Source organism: Streptomyces sp. NPDC002309 (genome assembly GCF_053593375.1).
The window spans coordinates 105,410-128,762 of sequence record NZ_JBSFCI010000025.1 but is presented as its reverse complement, the minus strand read 5'-3'; the positions used below and the strand labels follow the sequence as shown (position 1 = coordinate 128,762).

Annotated in this window: 18 protein-coding genes; 8 read left to right on the top strand and 10 right to left on the bottom strand. The window is 72.4% G+C overall.

Annotated elements, in window-relative coordinates; all coding sequences use genetic code 11:
- Positions 1-99: 99 nt before the first annotated feature.
- Positions 100-900, bottom strand: a complete 801-nt coding sequence (locus ACWCPM_RS21905; RefSeq protein ID WP_450977906.1) for a uracil-DNA glycosylase — start codon at positions 898-900, stop codon at positions 100-102.
- A gap of 168 nt (positions 901-1,068) precedes the next feature.
- On the opposite strand from ACWCPM_RS21905, the gene ACWCPM_RS21900 reads away from it, so the two are divergent.
- Positions 1,069-1,794, top strand: coding sequence for an RNA-binding S4 domain-containing protein (locus tag ACWCPM_RS21900; RefSeq protein ID WP_450977905.1), 726 nt, complete (start codon positions 1,069-1,071; stop codon positions 1,792-1,794).
- A 366-nt stretch (positions 1,795-2,160) separates the two neighbouring features.
- Here the strand turns inward: ACWCPM_RS21900 and ACWCPM_RS21895 are convergent, their stop codons facing one another.
- Entirely contained in the window at positions 2,161-2,847 is a 687-nt protein-coding gene (locus tag ACWCPM_RS21895; RefSeq protein WP_450977904.1) for a class I SAM-dependent methyltransferase, read from the bottom strand.
- Between the two features lie 174 nt (positions 2,848-3,021).
- On the opposite strand from ACWCPM_RS21895, the gene ACWCPM_RS21890 reads away from it, so the two are divergent.
- Positions 3,022-3,315, top strand: a complete 294-nt coding sequence (locus tag ACWCPM_RS21890) for a DUF6343 family protein (protein ID WP_450977903.1) — start codon at positions 3,022-3,024, stop codon at positions 3,313-3,315.
- 39 nt (positions 3,316-3,354) lie between these two features.
- Here the strand turns inward: ACWCPM_RS21890 and ACWCPM_RS21885 are convergent, their stop codons facing one another.
- The 4 genes from ACWCPM_RS21885 to rpsA form a co-directional block, all read right to left on the bottom strand.
- Positions 3,355-3,735 (bottom strand): tetratricopeptide repeat protein, encoded by a 381-nt coding sequence (locus ACWCPM_RS21885; RefSeq protein WP_450977902.1) that lies wholly within the window; start codon positions 3,733-3,735, stop codon positions 3,355-3,357.
- Between the two features lie 73 nt (positions 3,736-3,808).
- Positions 3,809-4,441 (bottom strand): dephospho-CoA kinase, encoded by a 633-nt coding sequence (coaE, locus tag ACWCPM_RS21880; protein WP_450977901.1) that lies wholly within the window; start codon positions 4,439-4,441, stop codon positions 3,809-3,811.
- A 148-nt stretch (positions 4,442-4,589) separates the two neighbouring features.
- Positions 4,590-5,528, bottom strand: a complete 939-nt coding sequence (locus ACWCPM_RS21875; protein ID WP_450977900.1) for a PAC2 family protein — start codon at positions 5,526-5,528, stop codon at positions 4,590-4,592.
- A 205-nt stretch (positions 5,529-5,733) separates the two neighbouring features.
- Positions 5,734-7,230: a 30S ribosomal protein S1 gene (gene rpsA / locus ACWCPM_RS21870; protein WP_450977899.1), complete on the bottom strand. Its 1,497-nt coding sequence runs from the start codon at positions 7,228-7,230 to the stop codon at positions 5,734-5,736.
- 337 nt (positions 7,231-7,567) lie between these two features.
- On the opposite strand from rpsA, the gene ACWCPM_RS21865 reads away from it, so the two are divergent.
- Together ACWCPM_RS21865 and hrpB are read left to right on the top strand one after the other, a co-directional pair.
- Complete coding sequence (locus tag ACWCPM_RS21865; protein ID WP_450977898.1) at positions 7,568-8,410, top strand: class I SAM-dependent methyltransferase; 843 nt, start codon at positions 7,568-7,570, stop codon at positions 8,408-8,410.
- A gap of 190 nt (positions 8,411-8,600) precedes the next feature.
- A complete protein-coding gene (gene hrpB, locus ACWCPM_RS21860; RefSeq protein ID WP_450977897.1) occupies positions 8,601-11,117 on the top strand; it encodes an ATP-dependent helicase HrpB in 2,517 nt (838 codons plus the stop codon).
- Here the strand turns inward: hrpB and ACWCPM_RS21855 are convergent.
- The 3 genes from ACWCPM_RS21855 to ACWCPM_RS21845 all read right to left on the bottom strand — a co-directional run bounded on the left by ACWCPM_RS21855 (position 11,107) and on the right by ACWCPM_RS21845 (position 14,151).
- Positions 11,107-12,099, bottom strand: coding sequence for a DUF3068 domain-containing protein (locus ACWCPM_RS21855; RefSeq protein WP_450977896.1), 993 nt, complete (start codon positions 12,097-12,099; stop codon positions 11,107-11,109). The genes hrpB and ACWCPM_RS21855 overlap by 11 nt on opposite strands.
- 21 nt (positions 12,100-12,120) lie before the next feature.
- Complete coding sequence (locus ACWCPM_RS21850; protein ID WP_450977895.1) at positions 12,121-12,255, bottom strand: SPW_0924 family protein; 135 nt, start codon at positions 12,253-12,255, stop codon at positions 12,121-12,123.
- Between the two features lie 147 nt (positions 12,256-12,402).
- The gene (locus ACWCPM_RS21845; protein ID WP_450977894.1) at positions 12,403-14,151 is read right to left on the bottom strand and encodes a lytic transglycosylase domain-containing protein; all 1,749 of its coding nucleotides are present in this window, start codon (positions 14,149-14,151) and stop codon (positions 12,403-12,405) included.
- A 322-nt stretch (positions 14,152-14,473) separates the two neighbouring features.
- On the opposite strand from ACWCPM_RS21845, the gene ACWCPM_RS21840 reads away from it, so the two are divergent.
- Positions 14,474-15,331 (top strand): DUF4184 family protein, encoded by an 858-nt coding sequence (locus ACWCPM_RS21840; protein ID WP_450977893.1) that lies wholly within the window; start codon positions 14,474-14,476, stop codon positions 15,329-15,331.
- 848 nt (positions 15,332-16,179) lie between these two features.
- Here the strand turns inward: ACWCPM_RS21840 and polA are convergent.
- Complete coding sequence (polA, locus tag ACWCPM_RS21835) at positions 16,180-18,906, bottom strand: DNA polymerase I (protein WP_450977892.1); 2,727 nt, start codon at positions 18,904-18,906, stop codon at positions 16,180-16,182.
- A gap of 465 nt (positions 18,907-19,371) precedes the next feature.
- Between polA and ACWCPM_RS21830 the strand changes: the two genes are divergently transcribed.
- The 3 genes from ACWCPM_RS21830 (at position 19,372) to ACWCPM_RS21820 (ending at position 22,709) form a co-directional block, all read left to right on the top strand.
- Positions 19,372-21,651 carry an FdhF/YdeP family oxidoreductase gene (locus ACWCPM_RS21830; protein ID WP_450977891.1) on the top strand — a complete coding sequence of 760 codons (2,280 nt, stop codon included), beginning with the start codon at positions 19,372-19,374 and terminating at the stop codon, positions 21,649-21,651.
- Between the two features lie 109 nt (positions 21,652-21,760).
- Positions 21,761-22,249, top strand: a complete 489-nt coding sequence (locus tag ACWCPM_RS21825) for a hotdog fold thioesterase (RefSeq protein ID WP_450977890.1) — start codon at positions 21,761-21,763, stop codon at positions 22,247-22,249.
- A gap of 58 nt (positions 22,250-22,307) precedes the next feature.
- The gene (locus ACWCPM_RS21820; protein ID WP_450977889.1) at positions 22,308-22,709 is read left to right on the top strand and encodes a hypothetical protein; all 402 of its coding nucleotides are present in this window, start codon (positions 22,308-22,310) and stop codon (positions 22,707-22,709) included.
- Positions 22,710-23,353: the final 644 nt, after the last annotated feature.

Genomic DNA, 23,353 nt, shown 5'->3' with positions numbered 1-23,353 from the left:
CGGTTCACCGGCAGCGCGCGTGCATGCCGTGGTCGTACGGCTCGATCTCCGCGTGGGCCCATCGGAGCGCCGTGGCATCGCCGCGACGGCCTCGCGCCGTCAATTTCGCGCTGCCGCACCCGCCGCCTCGCGGAGCACGTCCCGCAGCATCTCCGGCGTGAGACGGCCTGTGAAGGTGTTGCGCTGACTGACGTGGAAGCAGCCGAAGAGGTCGAGGGCGGGCGCGCGGCCGGGGGCCGAGGGGTCGGCCGGGGCGGCGAGCCTCACGCGTGCGCCGTGCGCGAAGGCGGGCCTCGGTCGCGGCACCGTCCAGCCCGCCGCCGCGAACGCCGGCAACGCCGCCTGCCACCCGAAGGCGCCGAGCACGACCACCGCACGCAATGTCGGCCTCAGCAGGCCCAGTTCCTGCACCAGCCAGGGACGGCAGGTGTCGCGTTCCTCAGGCGTGGGTCTGTTGGCGGGCGGCGCGCAGTGCACGGGCGAGGTGACGCGGACCCCGTACAGCTCCAGGCCGTCGTCGGCGGTGACCGAGGTGGGCCGGGACGCGAGCCCCACGTCGTACAGCGCCTCGAACAGCGCGTCCCCGGAACGGTCGCCCGTGAACATCCGGCCGGTGCGGTTCCCGCCGTGCGCGGCCGGTGCGAGGCCCACGATCAGCAGCCGGGCGTCCGGCGGGCCGAAGCCCGGCACCGGCCGTCCCCAGTACGTCCAGTCGGCGAAGGCCGCGCGCTTGGTCCGGGCCACCTCCTCACGCCAGGCGACCAGCCGAGGGCACGCCCGGCAGCCCGCGATCCGCTGATCGAGGACGGCGAGACCGCTGAGACCTGCGGCCCCTGCGAGACCTGCCGGGCTCGGCGGACCTGCCGGACCTCCCGGACCTGCGGGGGCGCTGCTGTCCATGCACCCACCCTAGATCCGTGGCCGTCGCCGTGACGGCCGCCCGGCGGCCACATCGGCGGCCGGCCCGGAGCCGCACGCGACGGGAGGAGTCGGGAGACGCCGGAAGACGCCGGGAAGCGGACGAAAAGCGCTCGGGCGCACCCCGCCGGGGGAGCTAAGGTCAAGTACATGGCTTCCGATCGCATCGACGAGACGGGCAGCGGCGGGACCCGAAAGGTCGAGGCGGCACCGGGGGCGACCGGCTCGTCCCTCCCCTCCGACCCCACCGGGTCCGCCGACGCCCCACAGCCCGACCCGGCCACCGCCCAGGGGGACCAGCGGGCCCCCGAGCACCGGGGTGGCGACGCCCCCGGGGCCGACGATCCGCAGGCCGCCGCCGCGACGGCAGCCGCGATCGCCGCCGCCGAGGCGGCCGGTCCGTCGCACGGCGAGAGCGTCCGCATCGACAGCTGGATCTGGTCCGTGCGGCTGGTGAAGACCCGCTCCCAGGGCGCCACGGCCTGCCGTGGCGGCCATGTGCGGCTGAACGGCGAACGGGTCAAGCCCGCCCATGCCCTACGCGTCGGTGACGAGGTACGGATCCGGCAGGAAGGCTGGGAGCGTGTCGTCGTCGTCAAGCGGCTGATCCGCAAGCGGGTCGGCGCTCCGGTGGCCGTCGTCTGCTATCTCGACAACAGCCAGCCGCGCCCGCCCCGCAAGGTCCTGGCCCCCGTCGGCATCCGCGACCGTGGCGCGGGCCGCCCGACCAAGCGCGACCGCCGCGAACTGGAGCGTCTCCGCGCACTTGGCGGCCTCGGCGGCCCGGCGGGTGCGGGTGGCCGCGTTGGCCCGGGTGGACGGGTCGGCCCGGATGGTTCAGATGGGCTCGGCGGCCGAGCCAGACCCGACGCGTGAGCTCGACGGGACAGATGGGCTCGGTGGGACACATGAGTTCGGCGGGACAAGTGAGCTCGGTGGGACGGATGGCGGCTCCCGTCGGCCCGGCGGCCGGGGCGGCCGTAACTGACGGCGCTGACCCACCGGCACAGGGAAGTTGGCGTGACGGAGGAGACCGCGGCCGCGGTGAGAGCGCGTCTGCGCTGCGGGTGCGGCTGAGGCATCGGAGGCGGCGATGGTCTCGGACGTCGGGGTCTCCCGTGTGAAGCGGTGTGCGTTTCTGTCAGCGCGACAGACCCGGCACCGCTCGTGAACTCATCGCCTCCCTGGCCGGATTCCCGTTCACCTCACACGCCGACTCCCCTGTTCAGCGGGTCACGACGTTCAAGCCCCTGCCACCGCCACAGCCCTCACCCACACCCGATCCTCCGTCAGGTACGCGTCCACTCTCAGGCCGGCTTCCCCCAGCGCCTCCTCGAACTCCTCCTTGGTCAGCGGCCGGGCCCGGAACGTCTGCGTCCACGTCGCTTCCGGGAATTCGTACTCCGCGCGGACCGAGTTCGTGCCGTCACCCATCGGCTCCACCGACACGATCCGCACGGTGAAGCCACTCGCGTCGACGCGCTCGCGCGGCACGTCCGTGTGGTAGTCCTCGCCCTCCCGCTGGATCAGCACGCAGCCGCCCTCCGCGAGATGCCGCACGCAGGTCCGCAGCAGGGCGCGCCGCTCCTCCTCGTCCCCGGCGTGCACGAGGAACGACGCCAGCAGCACCACGTCGAACCGCTCTTCCAGGTCGAGCTTCTCGATGGGGCCGCATATCGTGCGCGCCCCGCGGACCCGCTCCAGCATGTCCGGGGACTCGTCGACCGCTGTGATCGTGTATCCCCGCTCCAGCAGCGGATGGCTCATCCGGCCGACCCCGCAGCCGAGCTCCAGAATGTGCGCTCCGGCCGGCACCGCCGCGGCGATGATCTCCGGCTCCTCCCCGACCGGAAGCCGCGAGTAGAGCTCCACCGCGCAGCCGTCCGGCGTGATCGCCCCCGGTCCCGTCCCTTGATGCCCCGCCCGCATTCTCAGCTCCATGCCCGCCCAACGGCCCACGCGGGCACAGCCGTTCCCATCCCTCCATGGTTCACCCGTTGGTGTGACCGTGCCGGTACGGCGCCCGGTCACGGCCGCCTGCACCCCGTGCTTGGAGAACGGTCAGGCCGAAGAGTACGTTGCACATGAGGAGTGAGGTTCCTGATGCGTACGGGCAGTGAGCCGATGACCGCGCGCAGTGCGCTGCGGGCGCGGTTCTGGCTGAGTATCTGGGGACTGGCCTGGGCGATCTTCGGAACGATCGCGTTCCTGCTGGTCGGCCACCCGGGCTGGGCGATCGCCTGCGGCGTGCTGTGGCTGGTGATCACCATCGACCTCGCCGTGATCGTCCACCACATCCGTCAGGGCCCGCACTTCCAGCCGGGCCGCGACGTCCCGCCGTACCGGCCGGTGGAGGACGGCCCGCCCCACCGCTCCCCGGACGACCCCACTCCGTAGCCCGCACTCGGGCTCACCCTTCCCACCGACCCGCACGGCTCACTCCTCGAACCGCGCCGCCTTCAGATACTCCGGGTTCGGATCCAGCGCGGCCGCCAGCCGGAAATGCCGCTTCGCCTGATCAGGCCGCCCCTGCCGCTCATAGGTGCGGGCGAGCGCGAAATGCGCGAACGCGTTGTCCGGTTCCCGCTCCAGGACGATCGTGAACTCCAGCTCCGCGGGACGCAGTTGCGCGGCGGCGAAAAAGGCACGCGCGCGCAGGAGCCTGGCCGCCGTGTTCTCGGGGTGGGCGGCGATGACGGAGTCGAGCAGCTTCACCGCGCCTCGCGGATCGCGCGCGGCGAGCAGTTGCTCGGCGGCGCGGTAGTCGATGACATGCGTCTCCGGTGAACGTCCGGTCGAACCGCTGGTCTCGGGCACGGCAGAGTCCTTCCCTTACTGCCGACATTCAACGCCCGCTCCGACGGCCGCTATTCCCGAGACTTCACCACCGCTACCGCCGGGGCCCCTCCTGGGACGAACCCCGAGGCGCCTGCGCCCGGCGCACCAGGTCCGCCCACACCTCCTTCACCCGCCCTTGCAACCGCGGCAGCGGCACGTCGTTGTCGATCACGATGTCCGCGACCCGGAGGCGCTCCTCGCGCGTGGCCTGGGCGGCCATACGCGCGCGTGCGTCCTCTTCGGTCATGCCCCGCAGCCGTACTAGCCGGTCGAGCTGGGTCCCGGGCGCGGCGTCGACGACGATCACGAGGTCGTAGAGCGGCGACAGGCCGTTCTCGGTGAGGAGCGGTACGTCGTGGACGACGACGGCGTCCTCCGTGGCCGCGGACTCCAGCTCTCGGGAACGGGCACCCACCAGGGGATGCACGATCGAGTTGAGGACGGACAGTCGCTCCGGGTCGGCGAAGACGATCGAGCCGAGCTTGGGCCGGTCCAGGCCGCCGTCCGGCGTGAGCACCTCTTCGCCGAACGCCTCCACCACGGCAGCCAGGCCGGGGGTGCCGGGTGCGACCACCTCGCGTGCGATGCGGTCGGCGTCGATCAGCACGGCCCCGCTCTCCACGAGCAGCCGCGACACCTCACTCTTGCCGGCACCGATCCCACCGGTCAGGCCCACCTTCAGCATGAGCGGAAGCTTAGGCCCTTGCGGTGACGAGACACCCTGCGGGGACACGCCGCACCGCAGGCCACCACCCCGGCCCACTCCGTCTCCCGAACCGCCCGCACCGCTTTCCCCCTGCCCCCTTGCCCCTCACGCTCCCCCGCTCCCCCGCTCAGTTCTCCCCTTCACGCTCCGCCAGGAACCGCTCGAACTCCTGCCCGATCTCGTCGGCCGACGGAATCTCCACCGGCTCCGCGAGCATGTTGCCGCGGCTCTCGGCGCCCGCGACGGCGTCGTACTGGTTCTCGAGCCCCTGCACGAGAGCGGTGAGTTCGTCGTCGCCCTCCTGGATCTGCCGGTCGATCTCGGTCTGGGTGCGATGGGCGTCCGTGCGCAGGGAGTGCGCGATGCCCGGCAGCACCAGTCCCGTGGCGGCCGTGACGGCCTCCAGGACGGTGAGGGCCGCGTCCGGATACGCCGAGCGGGCGATGTAGTGCGGGACGTGCGCGGCGACGCCGAGGACGTCGTGACCGGCCTCCATGAGGCGGTACTCCACGAGGGTCTCGGCGCTGCCCGGCACCTTGGCCTCGTCGAAGGGGCTGGGATGGCCCGGCACGAGGTCGGTGCGGTTGCCGTGCGGCGTGAGGCCCACCGGGCGGGTGTGCGGGACGCCCATCGGGATGCCGTGGACGTTCACGGCGAGGCGCACGCCGAGGCGCTCCGCGATCTGGTCCACGGCCGCGGCGAAGCGCTCCCACTCGACGTCGGGCTCGGGGCCGGACAGCAGCAGGAAGGGCGCCCCCGTCGCGTCCTGGACGAGCCGCACGGCGAGCGTGGGCTCCTCGTAGTCGGTCCAGCGGTCACGCTTGAAGGTCAGCAGAGGACGGCGGGCGCGGTAGTCCACGAGCCGGTCGTGGTCGAATCGGGCGACGACCTGGTGGGGCAACGCGTCGAGGAGCCGGTCGACGATCTGGCCGCCGGTCTCGCCCGCGTCGATGTAACCGTCGAAGTGATAGAGCATGACAAGTCCGGCCGACTCCTGGGCGAGCGCCATGTCGACGACGGCCAGCCCCTTCGGCTCCCACGAGTACAAACCCTGCGGATCAAGCACAGTGACCGCTCCTCCTTGTGTCCGTACGCCACAACGCCGCTCGCAGGACGGGCATTCCCGCCCGGCGCCCCAAGATCGGCCGATGCCGGTGCCGGCGAACGGATCGCGGGAAGCGCCGAGTTCACGTCGGCCACGGACACGCCAAAGGGCCCGCACCACGTGGGTGCGGGCCCTTCGCTGTCGGCTAGGCCTCAGCGGTGAGCGTTCAGCTCTGGCCGCCCGCCAGCTTCTCGCGCAGCGCGGCGAGCGCCTCGTCCGAGGCCAGCGCGCCGGAGTTGTCCGGGCCCTCGGAGGAGTAGGAACCGCCGGACGCGGCCGGAGCCGCACCCGCCGCGTCGCCGCCCTCGGCCGCGGCAGCGGCGTCGGCCTCGCGGGACTTGATGACCTGGGCCTGGTGCTGCTCGAAGCGCTGCTGCGCCTCGGCGTACTGGCCCTCCCACGCCTCGCGCTGGGTCTCGTAGCCCTCGAGCCAGTCGTTGGTCTCGGGGTCGAAGCCCTCGGGGTAGATGTAGTTGCCCTGGTCGTCGTACGACGCGGCCATGCCGTACAGGGTCGGGTCGAACTCGACCGAGGCCGGGTCGGCACCGAAGGACTCGTTGGCCTGCTTCAGCGAGAGGCTGATGCGGCGGCGCTCGAGGTCGATGTCGATGACCTTGACGAAGATCTCGTCGTTGACCTGGACGACCTGCTCCGGGATCTCCACGTGGCGCTCGGCCAGCTCGGAGATGTGGACCAGACCCTCGATGCCCTCGTCCACGCGGACGAACGCACCGAACGGAACCAGCTTCGTGACCTTGCCGGGCACGACCTGGCCGATCTGGTGCGTGCGGGCGAACTGCTGCCACGGGTCTTCCTGGGTCGCCTTCAGCGACAGGGAGACACGCTCGCGGTCCATGTCGACGTCGAGGACCTCGACCGTGACCTCCTGGCCGACCTCGACGACCTCGGAGGGGTGGTCGATGTGCTTCCAGGAAAGCTCGGAGACGTGGACCAGACCGTCGACGCCACCGAGGTCCACGAAGGCACCGAAGTTGACGATCGAGGAGACGACGCCGGAGCGGACCTGACCCTTCTGGAGGGTCGTGAGGAAGGTCTGGCGGACCTCGGACTGGGTCTGCTCGAGCCAGGCGCGGCGGGACAGGACCACGTTGTTGCGGTTCTTGTCCAGCTCGATGATCTTGGCCTCGAGCTCCTTGCCCACGTAGGGCTGGAGGTCGCGGACACGGCGCATCTCGACGAGGGAGGCCGGCAGGAAGCCACGGAGGCCGATGTCGAGGATGAGACCACCCTTGACCACCTCGATGACGGTGCCGGTGACGATGCCGTCCTCTTCCTTGATCTTCTCGATCGTGCCCCAGGCGCGCTCGTACTGGGCGCGCTTCTTCGAGAGGATCAGGCGGCCTTCCTTGTCCTCCTTCTGGAGAACAAGGGCCTCGATCTCGTCGCCGACCTTGACGACCTCGTTCGGGTCGACGTCGTGCTTGATCGAGAGCTCGCGGCTCGGGATGACACCTTCGGTCTTGTAACCGATGTCGAGCAGGACCTCGTCCCGGTCGACCTTCACGATGACGCCGTCGACGATGTCGCCGTCGTTGAAGTACTTGATCGTCTCGTCGATCGCGGCGAGGAATGCTTCCTCGTTACCGATGTCGTTGACCGCAACCTGCGGGGTGGTGGCGGTGGTCTCGGTGCTGCTCGTCATGTGGGAAAGGGCTCCGGTACGGACATTGAAGTCGTAGGTACTGCTTACGCCGGGAGCCCGTTTCGCTCTGCAGAAGCCGGACAGCCAAGGAAGCGCTCCGCCAGTGACTGGCGGCAGCGCCTCGAGAACCGAGGGGACATACAACAGATGCGAGCGCAGCCTGCTACGTCTGAGGAGCGCAGGCCCGCAGCGCAACTTGTAGCATACGGGGGCAGCCGGATGTGGTCAATGCGCGAAGGCGCACACCCGGGGCGGATCGCCCCATTTCCGGCACAAAACCTGTCTCCTGAGGCCACGTGGGCGGTGGGACTCCCCTCCCGGGACACCCCGGGTACGGGTGGGACGGCAGATTACGACGAGGGAGCCGATCATCCAAGAGCCGGAAGCGTTCGAGCCGGAGGCGACCCGCCGCACCGCTGACGTCGCGGAGAGCGCCCGGGCCAACCGGGGCTGGTGGGACCGCAACGCGGACGAATACCAGACCGAGCACGGCACCTTCCTGGGTGACGACCGCTTCGTGTGGGGCCCCGAGGGGCTCGACGAGGTGGAGGCGGAGCTGCTCGGCCCGTCGGAGCAGCTGAAGGGCAAGCACGTCCTGGAGATCGGCTCGGGGGCGGCCCAGTGCGCGCGCTGGCTGGCCGCGCAGGGGGCACATCCGGTGGCCCTGGACCTCTCCCACCGCCAGCTCCAGCACGCGCTGCGCATCGGTGGGGCGTTCCCCCTGGTATGCGCCGACGCGACCGCCCTCCCCTTCGCGGACGCCTCGTTCGACCTGGCCTGCTCGGCGTACGGGGCGTTGCCCTTCGTCGCGGATCCCCGGATGGTCCTGCGGGAGGTGCGGCGGACGCTGCGGCCGGGTGGCCGGTTCGTGTTCTCGGTGACGCATCCGATCCGCTGGGCGTTCCCGGACGAGCCCGGCACCGACGGTCTGAGCGTCTCGGCCTCGTACTTCGACCGCACTCCCTACGTGGAGCAGGACGACAACGGCCGGGCGGTGTACGTCGAGCACCACAGGACGCTCGGCGACCGTGTCCGGGACCTCGTGGCCTCCGGGTTCCGGCTCGTGGACCTCGTGGAGCCGGAGTGGCCGGCCTGGAACACCTCCGAGTGGGGTGGCTGGTCGCCGCTGCGCGGGAACCTGATCCCAGGCACGGCGATCTTCGTGTGCGAACGGGACTGAGCCCCGCCCCTTCGCTTACACCGCGCACACGGGCGCGTACGCGACGCGTGGTGCCCGTACGCGGCGTACCCGCGCGACCACGAAGCACACGCGCGCGGGGCCGGTCGGAGTGCGTGAGGTCCACGGTCGTCTCCCTCCACGAAGCACACGCGCGCGGGGCCGGTGTCGCGGCCGTACGAGACTAGGGGGCGTGATCCGCCACGACGCCCTGGACGCGCTCCCCGTACGCACCGCCCTGCCCGCCCTGCGTGAGGCCCTGGACGGGCACGGCACGGCCGTCCTCGTCGCGCCGCCGGGCACCGGAAAGACGACGTTGGTGCCGCTCGCGCTGGCGGGGCTGCTCGGCGAGGGGCCGGAGCGGCGGGTGGTGGTGGCCGAGCCCCGGCGGATCGCGGCCCGGGCGGCGGCCCGCCGGATGGCGTGGCTGCTGGGCGAGCGCGTCGGAGAGAGCGTCGGCTACACAGTGCGCGGCGAGCGGGTCGTCGGACGCCACACGCGCGTGGAGGTCGTGACGACCGGTGTGCTGCTGCAGCGGCTCCAGCGGGACCAGGAGCTGAGCGGCGTCGACGTGGTGATCCTCGACGAGTGCCACGAGCGGCATCTGGACGCGGACACGGTGGCGGCGTTCCTGTGGGACGTCCGGGAGGCGCTGCGGCCCGAGCTGCGGCTGGTGGCCGCGTCGGCGACGACGGACGCGCAGGGCTGGGCCCGGCTGCTGGGCGGGGCGCCCGTGGTCGCGGCGGAGGGCGCCTCGTACCCGGTGGAGGTGGTGTGGGCGCCGCCGACGCGTCCGGTACGGCCGCCGCACGGCATGCGCGTCGATCCGGCGCTGCTCGGCCATGTGGCGTCCGTGGTGCGGCAGGCGCTGACCGAGCGGACGGGGGACGTGCTGTGCTTCCTGCCGGGCGTCGGGGAGATCGCGAGGGTCGCCGGTCAGCTCGGGGACGCGGGGGACGTCGAGGTGCTCCAGGTGCACGGGCGGGCGCCGGCGGCCGTGCAGGACGCGGTGCTGTCGGCGGGGGCGCGGCGCCGGGTGGTGCTGGCGACCTCCGTCGCCGAGTCGTCCCTGACGGTTCCCGGTGTGCGCGTGGTCGTCGACTCGGGGCTGGCGCGCGAGCCACGGGTGGACCACGCGCGCGGGCTGAGCGCGCTGACGACGGTACGGGCCTCGCAGGCGTCGGGGCGGCAGCGGGCGGGGCGGGCCGGGCGGGAGGCGCCGGGGGCCGTGTACCGCTGCTGGGCGGAGGCCGAGGACCCGCGTCTGACGCGGTTTCCCGCGCCCGAGATCCAGGTGGCCGACCTGACGGCGTTCGCGCTGCAGGTGGCCTGCTGGGGGGATCCGGGGGCGTCCGGGCTGGCGTTGCTCGATCCGCCGCCGGACGGGGCGATGGCGGCGGCGCGCGACGTACTGCGCGCGGTGGGAGCCGTCGACTCCGCCGGCCGGGCGACGGAGCGGGGGCTGCGGCTGGCCCGGCTGGGGCTGCATCCCCGATTGGGGCGGGCCCTGCTCGACGCGGCGGCCCATGTCGGGGCCGAGAGGTCCGCCGAGGTCGTCGCTCTGCTGAGCGAGGAGCCGCCTCGGGAGTACGGGGACGATCTCGCCGCCGCCCTGCGGGCCGCGCGGCGTGGCGGTGACGCCTACTCCGGCCGGTGGCGTGCCGAGGTCCGGCGGCTGCGGTCCCTCCTGACGGAGGCCGCCGGTCCGCCGGCCGGTCGCCGCCGGTCGGTGGACGGGGACGGGGAGGCCGCCGGTGTCGTCGCCGCCCTCGCCTTCCCCGAGCGGGTCGCCAGGGCGGACGGCGGGTCGTACCTCATGGTCTCCGGGACCCGGGCCGAGGTCGGGGAGGACTCACCGCTGCGGGGAGCGGACTGGCTCGCCGTCGCGGTGGCCGACCGCCCTCTCGGCCAGAGGCACGCGCGCGTGCGGCTCGCCGCCGAGGTGGACGAGGAGGTCGCCGGGCTGGCCGCGGGGGCGTTGCGCACCGAGGCGCAGGAGGTCCGTTGGCACGACGGTGACGTGGTCGCGCGCCGGGTCGAGCGGCTCGGGGCGGTCGAACTGGCGGTGCGTCCGCTGTCCGAGGCGGCACCCGGCCTCGTACGGGACGCGCTGGTGGACGGGTTGCGGCGGGAGGGGCTCGGGCTGTTGCGGTGGTCGCCGGAGGCGAGCGGGCTGCGTCTGCGGCTCGGCTTTCTGCGGGCGCGTCTCGGGGAGCCGTGGCCGGACGTGTCCGACGAGGCGCTCCACGCGCGCGTGGAGGAGTGGCTGGAGCCCGAGCTGAGCCGGGCGCGGCGGCGGGGTGATCTGGCGCGGATCGATGCCGGCGAGGCGCTGTCCCGGTTGCTGCCCTGGGCCGGCAATGAGGCGGCGCGGATGGACGAGCTCGCCCCCGAGCGGATCACCGTGCCGAGCGGGTCGCGGATCCGGGTGGACTACACAGATCCCGAGCGGCCCGTCCTGGCGGTGAAGTTGCAGGAGATGTTCGGGTCGCGGGAATCGCCCGCCCTCGCGGGGGTCCCGGTGCTCGTGCATCTCCTCTCCCCCGCCGGCCGGCCCGTCGCGGTCACCGCCGACCTGGCCTCCTTCTGGCGGGACGGCTACAGGGGCGTACGGGCGGAGCTGCGCGGCCGCTACCCCAGGCACCCCTGGCCCGAGGACCCGGCCACCGCCGAGCCCACCCGGCACACCAACGCGCGGCTCAGGCGCTGACCGGTTCCGGTTCCGCCGTCTGCTCGGGAGCCGGGTCGCCGGGGCGGCGGCCACGGGCCTCCAGGTAGAGGGCGAGGGCGAGCAGGAGGACGCCGAGGGTCAGCAAGCCCCAGGGCAGGTACGAGGTCAGGAGCAGGACGAGGGTGCGGTTGGAGGAGACGAGGTCGACCGTGTGGTCGATGTAGTCCTCGCGCATCTTCACGTGGCCCGCGAACGCGGTGACCCTGTCGCGGTCGCCGAGCAGGGTGCCGCCGCGGAGTTCCTCCTTGTGGATCTCCTCGCCGTAGACGGGGGCGCCGGTGAGCGGTTCCACCCAGAACTTGCGGACCGTGGTGTACCAGCGCGTCGTTCCCGTGGCGGCCACGGACTCGGGCGTGATGCCCTCGACAGGCATGACCTTGGGGAACGCAACCTTCGTCCACGGGATCGTCTGCTCGAAGTAGTAGACCTCGACGCCACGGAAGGTCTGGGTCCCCTTGTAGTGGATGGGTGCGGTGAGGCGCGCCTGCGCGTCGAAGTACTCGTAGTCCCGCTTCTCCGTCAGGAACGGCCATTTGAACTCGATGCCCTCGCGCCGTACGGGGTCGCCGTCGACCGACTCACCGGTGGCGTGGACGGGTTCCTGGGTGTGGGCGTCGAAGATGTAGCGCTCGGGGAAGCGGGAGACCATCTCGCCGTCGGGGCCCTGGACGTAGGACAGGCCGTCCCAGACGACGACGTCCCGCCCCGCCGTCCGCTCGATCCGTTCGGAGGCCTCCACGTTCCCCTTGAGGGTCTGCACGATGGTCACCTTGGCGACCTTGCGGGCCCGCATGGTGCCGTAGTCGAGGAGGGTGGCGTCCCTCGCCTCCAGGACCATGTCCTGGTACTGGTTCGGCGGGATCTTGGCCAGGCGCGGGAAGGCGTACCAGCGCAGCAGCGGGGACAGCGCCGCGAAGAACACGGCGAGGGCGAGCAGAATGAGGCTGGTCCTGCGGCGCATCGCGGTCTCCCTCCGCCGGGGTCACGGGTGTGCCGGCACCGTCGTCAGCAGCGGTTTCGGGGACGTCTCCCCCGTCGGCGCACCCATGGCCGTGATCGTGAGCACCAGGGCGACGGCGACGGCGAGACCGGTCGCCGCGGCGATCAGGGCACGCATACCTGCCTCCGTGCGAGCTGGAACTGATACTTCGTCAGATCCGGCACCGTAGCAACGAGCGGGCGAGATGAGAACACGTCGCACACGGCGGCGGCGCCCCGCCCTTTCGGGAGGAGCGCCGCCGCCGTGCCGGGGGATGCCCGGCGCCTACGCGTTCGGGGCCGTCGGCTCGCCGGTGGGCTCGGACGGAGTGGGCGTGGGAGTGGGGGTGGGATCGGGCGTCTGGGCCGCCGTCACCTCCAGCAGCACGTTGAGCGTCGCGCCGCCCTCGGTGGTGAGCCGGAGCATGTACGAACCGGCGTTGTCGTCGGCGTACAGCTTGGGCAGCTTCAGCAGGCCGTTCGCGTCCGTCTCCAGACCCGTGAGGGTGCGTACGGGCGCGCCCTCGGCGTCCTTGAAGTAGGGGCCCTTGTCGTTCTCGGTCGGGTCGAGCACCGACTTGATGAGGGTGGCGGTGACCGCCACTCCGTCCGCCACGGCGCCCTGGTACGTCGCCTTCACCTCGACCTGGTCGGCGAACTCGCCGCCCACAGGGCAGGTCAGCGGGGCGTCGCCGGTGCGGACGAGGGCGTCCGCGGCGGGGGCGGTGACCGTCGCGGTGTACTCGACGCCGGGTATCGAACGGCCGACGAGAGTCGCCCGCACGGTGAACGCGCCGGTCTCCTCGCCCGCCTTCAGTGCCGGCGCCACGGCGACGCCCGCGGTGCCGGTCACGACCGTGGCGACCTTCTCGCCGCCCGTGAAGGCGGCGTCGGTGGCGCCCACGATCGTGAAGCGGACCCGCACCTTGGCGACGCCCTTGCCCGCCTTGCTCTCGGCACGGGTGCTGACCCGTTCGGCGAACGCGTCGCCCGCCATCGCCGTGAGCTGCGCGGTGCCGCCGTCCTCCAGGTGGTGCACCGTGTCGGTGGGGGTCGGCGGGGTGACCGGCGGGGTGACCGGCGGAGTGACCGGCGGGACAGGCTTCGGAGGGGTGGTGCCACCGCCGGGCGGCGGCTTCGGCGACCCGGTCCCCGGCTTCTGCGGCGGCTCGGCCGGCGGGTTCGTCCCTGCGGGGACGTCGCTGCGGTTCCCGGGCAGGGGGCCGGTGCCGTCGGGGATCTCGTGCGTGCCCTTGCGGTAGAACTCCAGCCAGGACAGGACGGTGTTCAGGTAGTCCGTGGAGTTGTTGTAGCTGAGGATCGCGCGGCGCAGGTCGTCCGCGGTGGACAGGTCCCAGCCGAAGCGGCACAGGTAGTGGCCGGCGGCGAGGGCCGCGTCGTAGATGTTGTTGGGGTTCTCGACCCCGTCACCATTGCCGTCGCGGCCCGCCCAGGCCCAGGTGGAGGGGATGAACTGCATCGGGCCCACGGCCCGGTCGTACGTGCTGTCGCCGTCGAACGCGCCGTTGTCGGTGTCGCTGATGTGCGCGAAGCCGTTGCCGTTCAGGGCGGGGCCGAGGATCGGGGTGATCGTGTCACCGGAAGCGTCGACATTGCCGCCGCGCGCCTGGCCCGACTCGACCTTTCCGATGGCGGCGAGGAGTTCCCACGGCAGGTTGCAGCCGGGCTTGGCCTCGCCGAGAGCGGCCTCCGCCTTCTTGTAGGCGTCGAGGACGGTCGCGGGGATACCCGCGTGCGCGTCGCCCGTGACGGCCGGGTCGGCTGTGGGACCGGTGGTGGGCGCGGGGCGGGGGCTCTCCAGCGGCGGCAGGTCCGTGTAGTACGGCGAGTTGCCGGTCGCGCTGTCGTCGGTGAGCGTGTCGGGCGAGGGCTGGGTGCCGGTGGTGCTCTGTCTGCCGGCGTCGTCGGTCTCGACGCCCGGGGCCTGGGAGGCGACCAGTGCCGCCGCCACGGCCGCGGCCACGGCGGTGTTCGTCGCGCCCTTGCGCAGCCTCCTGCCGAAATGCGCCGCCATGAACTGAACCCCTCCCTTGGGCGCCCGAGTCGCCCGCATATGCCCTGTTGCCACTGCTCTGTACTACTACTTCTGGTACTGCTCTGTTGACGCTGCTCAGCGGTGCCCCGGGACCGCTGTCACCCTGGTCCCGGTTGCACGCACTTCCCCGTACGTCAACCCACGCGACCCTACGGCAACTTCGATCGCGCGGGCACCCGTTCCCGCCCGGTTTTCACCGCTTGGCCATACGGCGTTGTGGCGTTGTCCTCACCTCGGGCTCGCCGGCCGGCCACGTCCGGTCGCCGATACTGGACGCCAACGCCCGCCCCGAGGAGCACCGTTGCCGTTCACCCTCAGCCATGCGGCAGCCGTGCTGCCCGTCGTCCGCCCTGACGGAACCGGCCGTGGCCCCCTGGTGCCGGCCGTACTCGTAGCCGGGACCTTCGCGCCCGACATGACCTATTACATGGCGAGTGCGCTGTCCGGAGCGATGGAGTTCGGCGACGTGACGCACTCCTTCGCGGGGGTGTTCACGATCGACGTGCTGATCGCCTGGGCGCTGGTGTGGCTCTGGCTGCTGGTGCGCGAGCCACTGGTGGCACTGCTGCCGCGCCGGCGGCAGCCCCGGGTGGCCGCCCTGCTGCGCTGCGGGGCGGCACGCGCGCGGGTACGGCCCGCGTTGGCGGCCCGGTGGTACGCGTCCGCGGTGCTCGGCGCGCTCACCCACGTCGTCTGGGACGCGTTCACCCATCTCGACAGGTGGGGCATGCGGCTGTTTCCGGTGCTGGGACGGGAGGTCGCGGGCTCGCCGCTGTACTGGTACCTGCAGTACGGCGGCTCGGCGGTGGCCGCGGCCGTGATCGCCGTGTTCGTGGCCGTCGCGCTCCGGCGGATGCCCGCGGCCGAGCCGGTGGGGGTTCCCTTGCTGCCGGTACGGGACCGGTGGCTGGCCGGCCTTCTGATCGTCGGTTGTGCCGTACTCGCGGCGGCTCATCGGGCGGCGCGGTGGTGGGCGTACTGGGGGTCCGCGGCCAAGCCCTGGGAGCTGATCCCGACGCTGTGTTTCGGCGCCGGGGCGGGGCTGGCACTCGGGGTGCCGGCCTGTGCCGTGGCCGTGCGGCTGCGGCGGCCGGCTCTCCCGCCTAGCGATTCGGGAGACGTCGACAGGGAGCGGGACCCGAGCCGTCAGGAGGCTTGATCACTCCGGCCACGGTGGGGAGCGGGGCGACGAACACGGTGAGTGTGCGTGCCGGGCGCGGGGCTCGGGGGAGCAGGGTGAGGCAGAGTGCCAGGTAGCCGCGGGCCAGATCGGCCCAGAGGTACCACGCCGGGGTGTCGCGGGAGCGGAGGGCGGCGGTCCTGCGTCTCTCCCAGTCGACGGCGACCCGTTGACGGAGGTCCACCGCGGCGTGGCACAGGGCCGTCGCCGGGCCCACGGGGATGCGGGGGGTGCTTGCGCCCACCGCGTGCGGCGGGGGCACGGGCGGGAGCTGAGCCGGGGCCGTCCGGCGGCTGAGCATGCGTATACCCATGGCGGCATCTTGACGGGCGCGAGCACCGCGGTGCTTTTCCGCGGGGGCCACGCGGGTGAAGGTCCCTCCGGGGGTGGGGCCGGAGGCCGGGGTTCCGGGGCGGGGAAGGGGAGACGCGGCCGGGCGCACGCTCCGTGGCGACGCCCCGGAACGACGTTTGTCCTGGTCAGGGGCTTTTACTTCGGGCCGGTGGCCGCCCCCGACGCCGTCCGCCTCGGCCGGTGGCCGCCCTCGGCGCCGTCCGCATGCGCCGGTGGAGGCCGGTGGACGTCCGGGGGCGCCGTAGCGGCCGGTGGAGGTCCGGGGTGCCGTAGCGGCCCGTGGAGGTCCGGGGTGCCGTCGAGCCTTCCCGGTGCCGCGTCGGTCGAGGTTCGCCCGTGAGGAGCGGCGCCCGGTGCGGTCTCTCGGCGTGCCGGCCGGAAGCCCTCGTACTGGGACGTACTCGGGCTTCCGTCCGGTGCGGCGAGCGGGCGTGCCGGACACCGCGACGGGGCGGACCTCGGCCGACGCGGCACTAGTGAGCCGCGGACTCCCAGTCGGGGCCCACGCCCACCGAGACGTCCAGGGGCGCCCTGAGGCCGACGGCGACGGCCATCTCGCGGCGGACCAGTGCCTCCGTCTCCTCGCGCTCCCCGGGAGCGATCTCCAGGACGACTTCGTCGTGCACCTGGAGCAGCAGGCGGGACCTGAGGCCGGACTCGCGCAGCGCCCCGTCCACCTTGAGCATGGCGATCTTGACGATGTCCGCCGCCGTGCCCTGGATGGGCGCGTTGAGCGCCATCCGCTCGGCCGCCTCACGCCGCTGGCGGTTGTCGCTGTTCAGGTCCGGGAGGTAGCGCCGCCGCCCGAAGAGCGTCGCCGTGTACCCCGTCGCCCGCGCCTCGTCGACCGCTCGGCGCAGATAGTCCCGCACGCCGCCGAACCGCTCGAAGTACGCGTCCATCAGGGCGCGTGCCTCCGCCGCCTCGATGTTCAGCTGCTGGGAGAGGCCGAAGGCCGACAGGCCGTACGCCAGGCCGTACGACATCGCCTTGATCTTGCGGCGCATCTCCGCGTCGACGGCCGTCCGCTCGACCGCGAACACCTGCGAGGCCGCCGTCGTGTGCAGGTCCTCGCCGGAGGTGAACGCCTCGATCAGGCCGGCGTCCTCGGACAGATGGGCCATGACGCGCAGCTCGATCTGGCTGTAGTCGGCCGTCATCAGCGACTCGTACCCCTCGCCGACGACGAAGCCGCGGCGGATGGCGCGGCCCTCGTCCGTGCGGACCGGGATGTTCTGCAGATTCGGGTCGGTCGACGAGAGGCGGCCGGTCGCGGCCACCGTCTGGTTGAACGTCGTGTGGATCCGGCCGTCCGTCGCGACGGTCTTGATCAGGCCCTCGACCGTGACCCGCAGCTTCGCCTGCTCACGGTGCCGGAGCATGATCACCGGCAGTTCGTTGTCGGTCTGGGTCGCCAGCCAGGCCAAGGCGTCGGCGTCCGTGGTGTAGCCGGTCTTGGTCTTCTTCGTCTTGGGGAGGGCCAGCTCGCCGAACAGGACCTCCTGGAGCTGCTTGGGCGAGCCCAGGTTGAACTCGTGCCCGGCCGCCGCGTGCGCCTCCTTCACGGCCTGCTGCACCGCGCCGGCGAACATCTGTTCCATGGCTTCCAGGTGGGCGCGGTCGGCCGCGATGCCGTCGCGCTCCATCCGGGCCAGCAGCGCGGAGGTCGGCAGCTCCACGTCGCGCAGCAGGTCCGCTGCGCCGACCTCCTCCAGCCTGCTCTCGAAGACCTCGCCCAGGTCGAGGATCGCGCGGGCCTGGATCATCAGCGCCTCGGCCTCGGCGCCGTCGTCCGCGCCGAAGGCGAGCTGTCCGTCGGCCGCGGCGGCCGGTGCCAGCTCCCGGTGCAGGTACTCAAGGGACAGCGCGTCCAGGTCGAAGGAGCGGCGCCCCGGCTTGACCAGGTACGCGGCGAGCGCCGTGTCCATGGCGACGCCCTCGATGGTCCAGCCGTGCTCGGCGAAGACCCGCATCGCGCCCTTGGCGTTGTGGAAGGTCTTGGGCCGCCCGGCGTCGGCCAGCCAGGCCGCGAACGCCCTCTCGTCGGCCTCGTCCAGTTCGGCCGGGTCGAACCAGGCGGCCGCCCCACCCGGCGCGGCGAGCGCGACCTCGGCGACCGAGCCCGTGCCCAGCGCCCAGGTGTCGACGGTGGCGACGCCGAGCGCGCCCGTGCCGTGCTCGGTGAGCCACGGCGTCAGCCCGCCCGCGCCCAGCACCGTGCCGTCCAGCTCCACGCCCTCCGTGACGACCGGCGTCGTCTCGGCCTCCTCGGCGCCCGGGTCGACGCCGAAGAGCCGCTCGCGCAGCGAGGGGTTCCTGATCTCCAGCGTGTCCAGCACCATCGCCACGGTCTTGCGGTCGTACGGCGCGCGCGCGAGGTCGGTGACTGTCCTGGGCAGCTCCACCTGACGCTCCAGCTCCGTGAGCCGGCGGTTGAGCTTCACCGCCTCCAGGTGGTCGCGCAGGTTCTGCCCGGCCTTGCCCTTGACCTCGTCGACGCGCGCGACCAGCTCTGCGAACGAACCGAACTGGTTGATCCACTTGGCGGCCGTCTTCTCGCCGACACCGGGGATGCCGGGCAGGTTGTCCGACGGGTCACCGCGCAGCGCCGCGAAGTCGGGGTACTGCGCGGGCGTCAACCCGTACTTCTCCAAGACCTTCTCCGGGGTGAACCGGGTCAGCTCCGAGACGCCCTTCGTCGGGTAGAGCACCGTCGTGTGCTCGGAGACGAGCTGGAAGGAGTCACGGTCGCCGGTGACGATCAGCACGTCGAAGCCCTCGGCCTCGGCCTGCGTGGCGAGCGTGGCGATGACGTCGTCCGCCTCGTACCCCTCGATCGCGAAGCGCGGGGCGTGCATCGCGTCGAGCAGCTCGCCGATCAGCTCGACCTGGCCCTTGAACTCGTCCGGGGTCTTGGAGCGGTTCGCCTTGTACTCGGTGAACTCCTCGGAGCGCCAGGTCTTGCGGGAGACGTCGAAGGCCACCGCGAAGTGCGTCGGCGCCTCGTCGCGCAGCGTGTTGGCCAGCATCGACGCGAAGCCGTAGATCGCGTTCGTCGGCTGGCCCGTCGCGGTCGTGAAGTTCTCCGCGGGCAGCGCGAAGAACGCGCGGTAGGCCAGTGAGTGCCCGTCCATGAGCATCAGGCGCGGGCGGCTGCCGCCGGGGGTGCTGTCGGTCTGCTTCGCTGCTGTCTCTGCCACGCCCCCGATCCTGCCACGCTCCACTGACAACCGGCCCCGTCCTCCCGCCGCCCGCCGGGGCGGCGGTGATCACCTTCCCTGGCGGCCGGCGCCGCGAACGGGGTCGCGACCGACGCAGCGGACACGCGCGCGGGCATCACGCAGAGCCCCTTCACACCCGCTACGACCGCCACCCCTCGCGCTCACCCCGCCACCCCCTCGCGCTCACCCCCACCACCGCCCCCCTGACACTCCCGCCGGCCACCCCGACCCCCGCCGCGCGTCCCTGACCGCCCGCACCCTCGCACCCGTCGCGCCGGCAACCGACGACCGTGCGAGCCGCGCCGGTGTCCGAGCCCGGATCCGACTCCGAGTCCAGGCCAACGTCCAGGCCAAAGTCCAGGTAAGACCGCCCTCCCGCACCCTTGCTGCCGCGTGCGAGGATCGGAGACCTTGCTCACATGTGGAGTCGAAGGAGAGCGGGCGATGGCAACAAAGCCGCCCAAGGCCGACCCTGTTCAGGACGCGCCGCAGGTCGCCGAGCCGCAGCACGCGGCGGCCGGGCTCCCGGCCGTCGGACACACCCTGCGCATCGCCCAGCAGCAGATGGGCGTGCGGCGCACCGCGCTGACGCTGCTCAGCGTGAACCAGAAGGACGGCTTCGACTGCCCCGGCTGTGCCTGGCCCGAACCGGACCACCGGCACAAGGCGGAGTTCTGCGAGAACGGCGCCAAAGCGGTCGCCGAGGAGGCCACCCTGCGCCGGGTCACCCCGGAGTTCTTCGCCGCGCACCCGGTGGCGGACCTCGCGACGCGCAGCGGTTACTGGCTGGGCCAGCAGGGCCGGCTCACGCACCCCATGTACCTCCCCGAGGGGGCCGAGCACTACGAGCCGGTCTCCTGGGAGCGCGCCTTCGACATCGTCGCCGAGGAGGTCACCTCCCTCGACTCGCCCGACGAGGCGGTCTTCTACACCTCGGGACGCACCAGCAACGAGGCCGCGTTCCTCTACCAGCTCTTCGCCCGCGAACTCGGCACGAACAACCTTCCCGACTGCTCGAACATGTGCCACGAGTCGTCCGGTTCGGCCCTGTCGGAGACCCTCGGCGTCGGCAAGGGCAGCGTCCTGCTGGAGGACCTCCACGAGGCCGACCTGATCATCGTCGCCGGCCAGAACCCCGGTACCAACCACCCGCGCATGCTCTCCGCTTTGGAGCGGGCGAAGGCGAACGGCGCGCGGATCATCAGCGTCAACCCGCTGCCCGAGGCGGGCCTGGAGCGGTTCAAGAACCCGCAGACGGCCAAGGGCCTGACCGGCGGATCCTCGCTCACGGACCTGTTCCTGCAGATCCGCATCGGCGGCGACCAGGCCCTGTTCCGCCTGCTCAACAAGCTGATACTCCAGACCGAGGGCGCCGTCGACGAGGAGTTCGTCCGCGAACACACGCACGGCTACGAGGAGTTCGCCGCCGCGGCCCGCGCCGCCGACCGGGACGAGACGCTCATCGCGACCGGCCTCGACGAGGAGCGGATCCAACAGGCCCTGGACATGGTGCTTGCCTCGGAGCGCACCATCGTCTGCTGGGCCATGGGCCTCACCCAGCACAAGCACTCCGTGCCGACCATCCGCGAGGTGGTCAACTTCCTGCTGCTGCGCGGCAACATCGGGCGACCCGGCGCGGGCGTCTGCCCGGTGCGCGGCCACTCGAACGTGCAGGGCGACCGCACGATGGGCATCTTCGAACGCCCGGCACCCGCCTTCCTGGACGCCCTGGAGCGGGAGTTCGGCTTCGCTCCCCCGCGCGAGCACGGCTTCGACGTCGTACGGGCGATCCGCGCCCTGCGCGACGGCGAGGCGAAGGTCTTCTTCGCCATGGGCGGCAACTTCGTGTCCGCCTCGCCCGACACCGACGTCACGGAGGCGGCGATGCGGCGCGCCCGGCTCACGGTGCACGTGTCGACGAAGCTCAACCGCAGCCATGTCGTCACCGGCGCGCGGGCGCTGATCCTGCCCACGCTGGGCCGCACCGAACGCGACCTCCAGGGCGGCGGCGAGCAGTTCGTGACCGTCGAGGACTCCATGGGCATGGTGCACGCCTCCCGTGGCCGCCTGGAGCCCGCGAGCGCCCATCTGCTGTCCGAGCCGGCGATCGTCTGCCGGCTGGCCCGCCGGGTGCTGGGCGAGGACAGCGCCACGCCGTGGGAGGAGTTCGAGAAGGACTACGCCACGATCCGCGACCGCGTCGCGCGCGTGATCCCGGGCTTCGAAGACTTCAACGCGCGCGTGGCCCGCCCCGGCGGCTTCACCCTGCCGCACGCCCCGCGTGACGAGCGCCGCTTCCCCACGGCCACCGGAAAGGCCAACTTCACCGCGGCGCCCGTGGAGTACCCGAGGCTGCCCGAGGGACGGCTGCTGCTGCAGACGCTGCGCTCGCACGACCAGTACAACACCACGATCTACGGCCTGGACGACCGCTACCGGGGCATCAGGAACGGCCGCCGGATCGTCCTCGTGAACCCCGAGGACGCGCGTGAACTCGGTGTCGCCGACGGGTCGTACGTCGACCTCGTGAGCGAGTGGCGCGACGGCGTGGAGCGACGGGCCCCCGGTTTCCGGGTCGTGCACTACCCGACCGCGCGGAGCTGCGCCGCCGCGTACTACCCGGAGACCAACGTCCTGGTCCCGCTGGACGCCACCGCCGACGTCAGCAACACCCCGGCCAGCAAGTCCGTCGTCGTCCGTCTGGAACAATCGGCGACCGACTGAGCGTTTGCTCAGCGAGGCGTGTCGACCACGACGCGCCCCACTCAGTCGTACGCGTCGACCAGGGCACGTACGACGAAGCGGACGAAGAAGACGAAACGGAGCCTGTCCGATGGGCGAGCAGCACCAGGTGAAGTTCCCGCAAGAGGTCATCGACGAGTACGCGGCACTCGGCGTCGACCTGCCCGCCCTGTTCTCCGCCGGGCATCTGGGCACGCGGATGGGCGTGCAGATCCTGGAGGCGTCGGCGGACCGCGTCGTCGGCACGATGCCGGTCGAGGGCAACACGCAGCCGTACGGGCTGCTGCACGGCGGCGCGTCGGCCGTGCTGGCCGAGACCCTCGGCTCGGTCGGCTCCATGCTGCACGGCGGCGTCACCAAGATCGCCGTCGGCGTCGACCTGAACTGCACCCACCACCGGGGCGTCCGCTCCGGCCTGGTGACCGGCGTGGCCACGCCCGTGCACCGGGGCCGTTCGACGGCGACGTACGAGATCGTGATCAGCGACGAGGACGGCCGCCGGGTGTGCACGGCCCGACTGACGTGCCTGCTGAGGGACGTGGGCCCGGGTGACGCGGACCGGGTGCGCACGGCGGGCTGACCCGGTCCCGACTCCCTTGCCGTTGCCCGCTCGACACGCCGCGCCGTAGCGTCGGCACATGGCAGCGGGAGGATCCACCCGATCGGCGGCCCTCGTGCCGGCACTGCTGATCGGCGCCCTCCTCGCGGGGTGCGCCGGCCCGGCCCCCGGCACAGCTGCGGACAGGCCCTCCGCACCGTCCTCCCCCTCCCCGCGCGCGACCCCGCCCGCCGAGGTCTGCGCCCGGATCATCACCCACTGGTCCCGGGAGGTCCTCGACGGCGGCACCTACGGCGACTACCAGTCGATGGGCCTGTCCGACGGGCAGTACGGGATCCTCCGGGACGTCGTCGACGCCGCCCGCGCCGAGCGCCGGCGCCAAGGCCGGTCGGCGGCGGACCGGTTGATCGTCCGTCAGACGCGGGAGCGCTGCGCGGAGCGGTACCGCGAGGGCGGGCCGACCGGAGGGCCGTGGAGTTGAGCGGCACAGGTCCGGTCGAGCCGGGCGAGGGCACGCGCGCGTGGGATCCGACGGCCACCCCGCCCGCCGCCGTGCGCCCGCGCGGTCGCGCCGCGCGGCGGGGCGCCCGGCACCGCCGGGCCCTTCTGGTCACCGCCTCGGCCACCGCCCTCGGTGCCGCCGGCGCGGCCCTCCTCGTCACCCGCCCCGAGGCTCCTCCCCCGGCCGATCCGCCGCCCCCGTCCCAGACTGTCCGTTTCGCCTACGTCGGCCGACTCCCCGCCCGCCTCCCGGCGGTCGCCTTCCGCTTCACCGTGACGGTGACCGCGAGCTACGGCCCGCCGGTCACGGTGGCCCGGATAAGCCAGCCGTACGAAGGGCTTTCCCTGACGGCGATTCCCCGCCCGCCTTTCCGTCCCCGGACCGGAATCCCGCACAGGATCGAGGTCGCCATGAGGGTCACCGATTGCGGAAAAGTGCCGCGGAACGCCGGACTCCCTTTCCTGGATGTAACCCTGCGTAATACGCGCGCAAGGGAAGCGCACAGTTTCATCCTGGGTGAGCGCTATGCCCAGGACCTCTCGGATGCACTTCAAGTAGCCTGCAGCAACGACACGTTGCCATCACCAAAACCCGGGAACACTACTGATGGAGAGCGGGCGGTC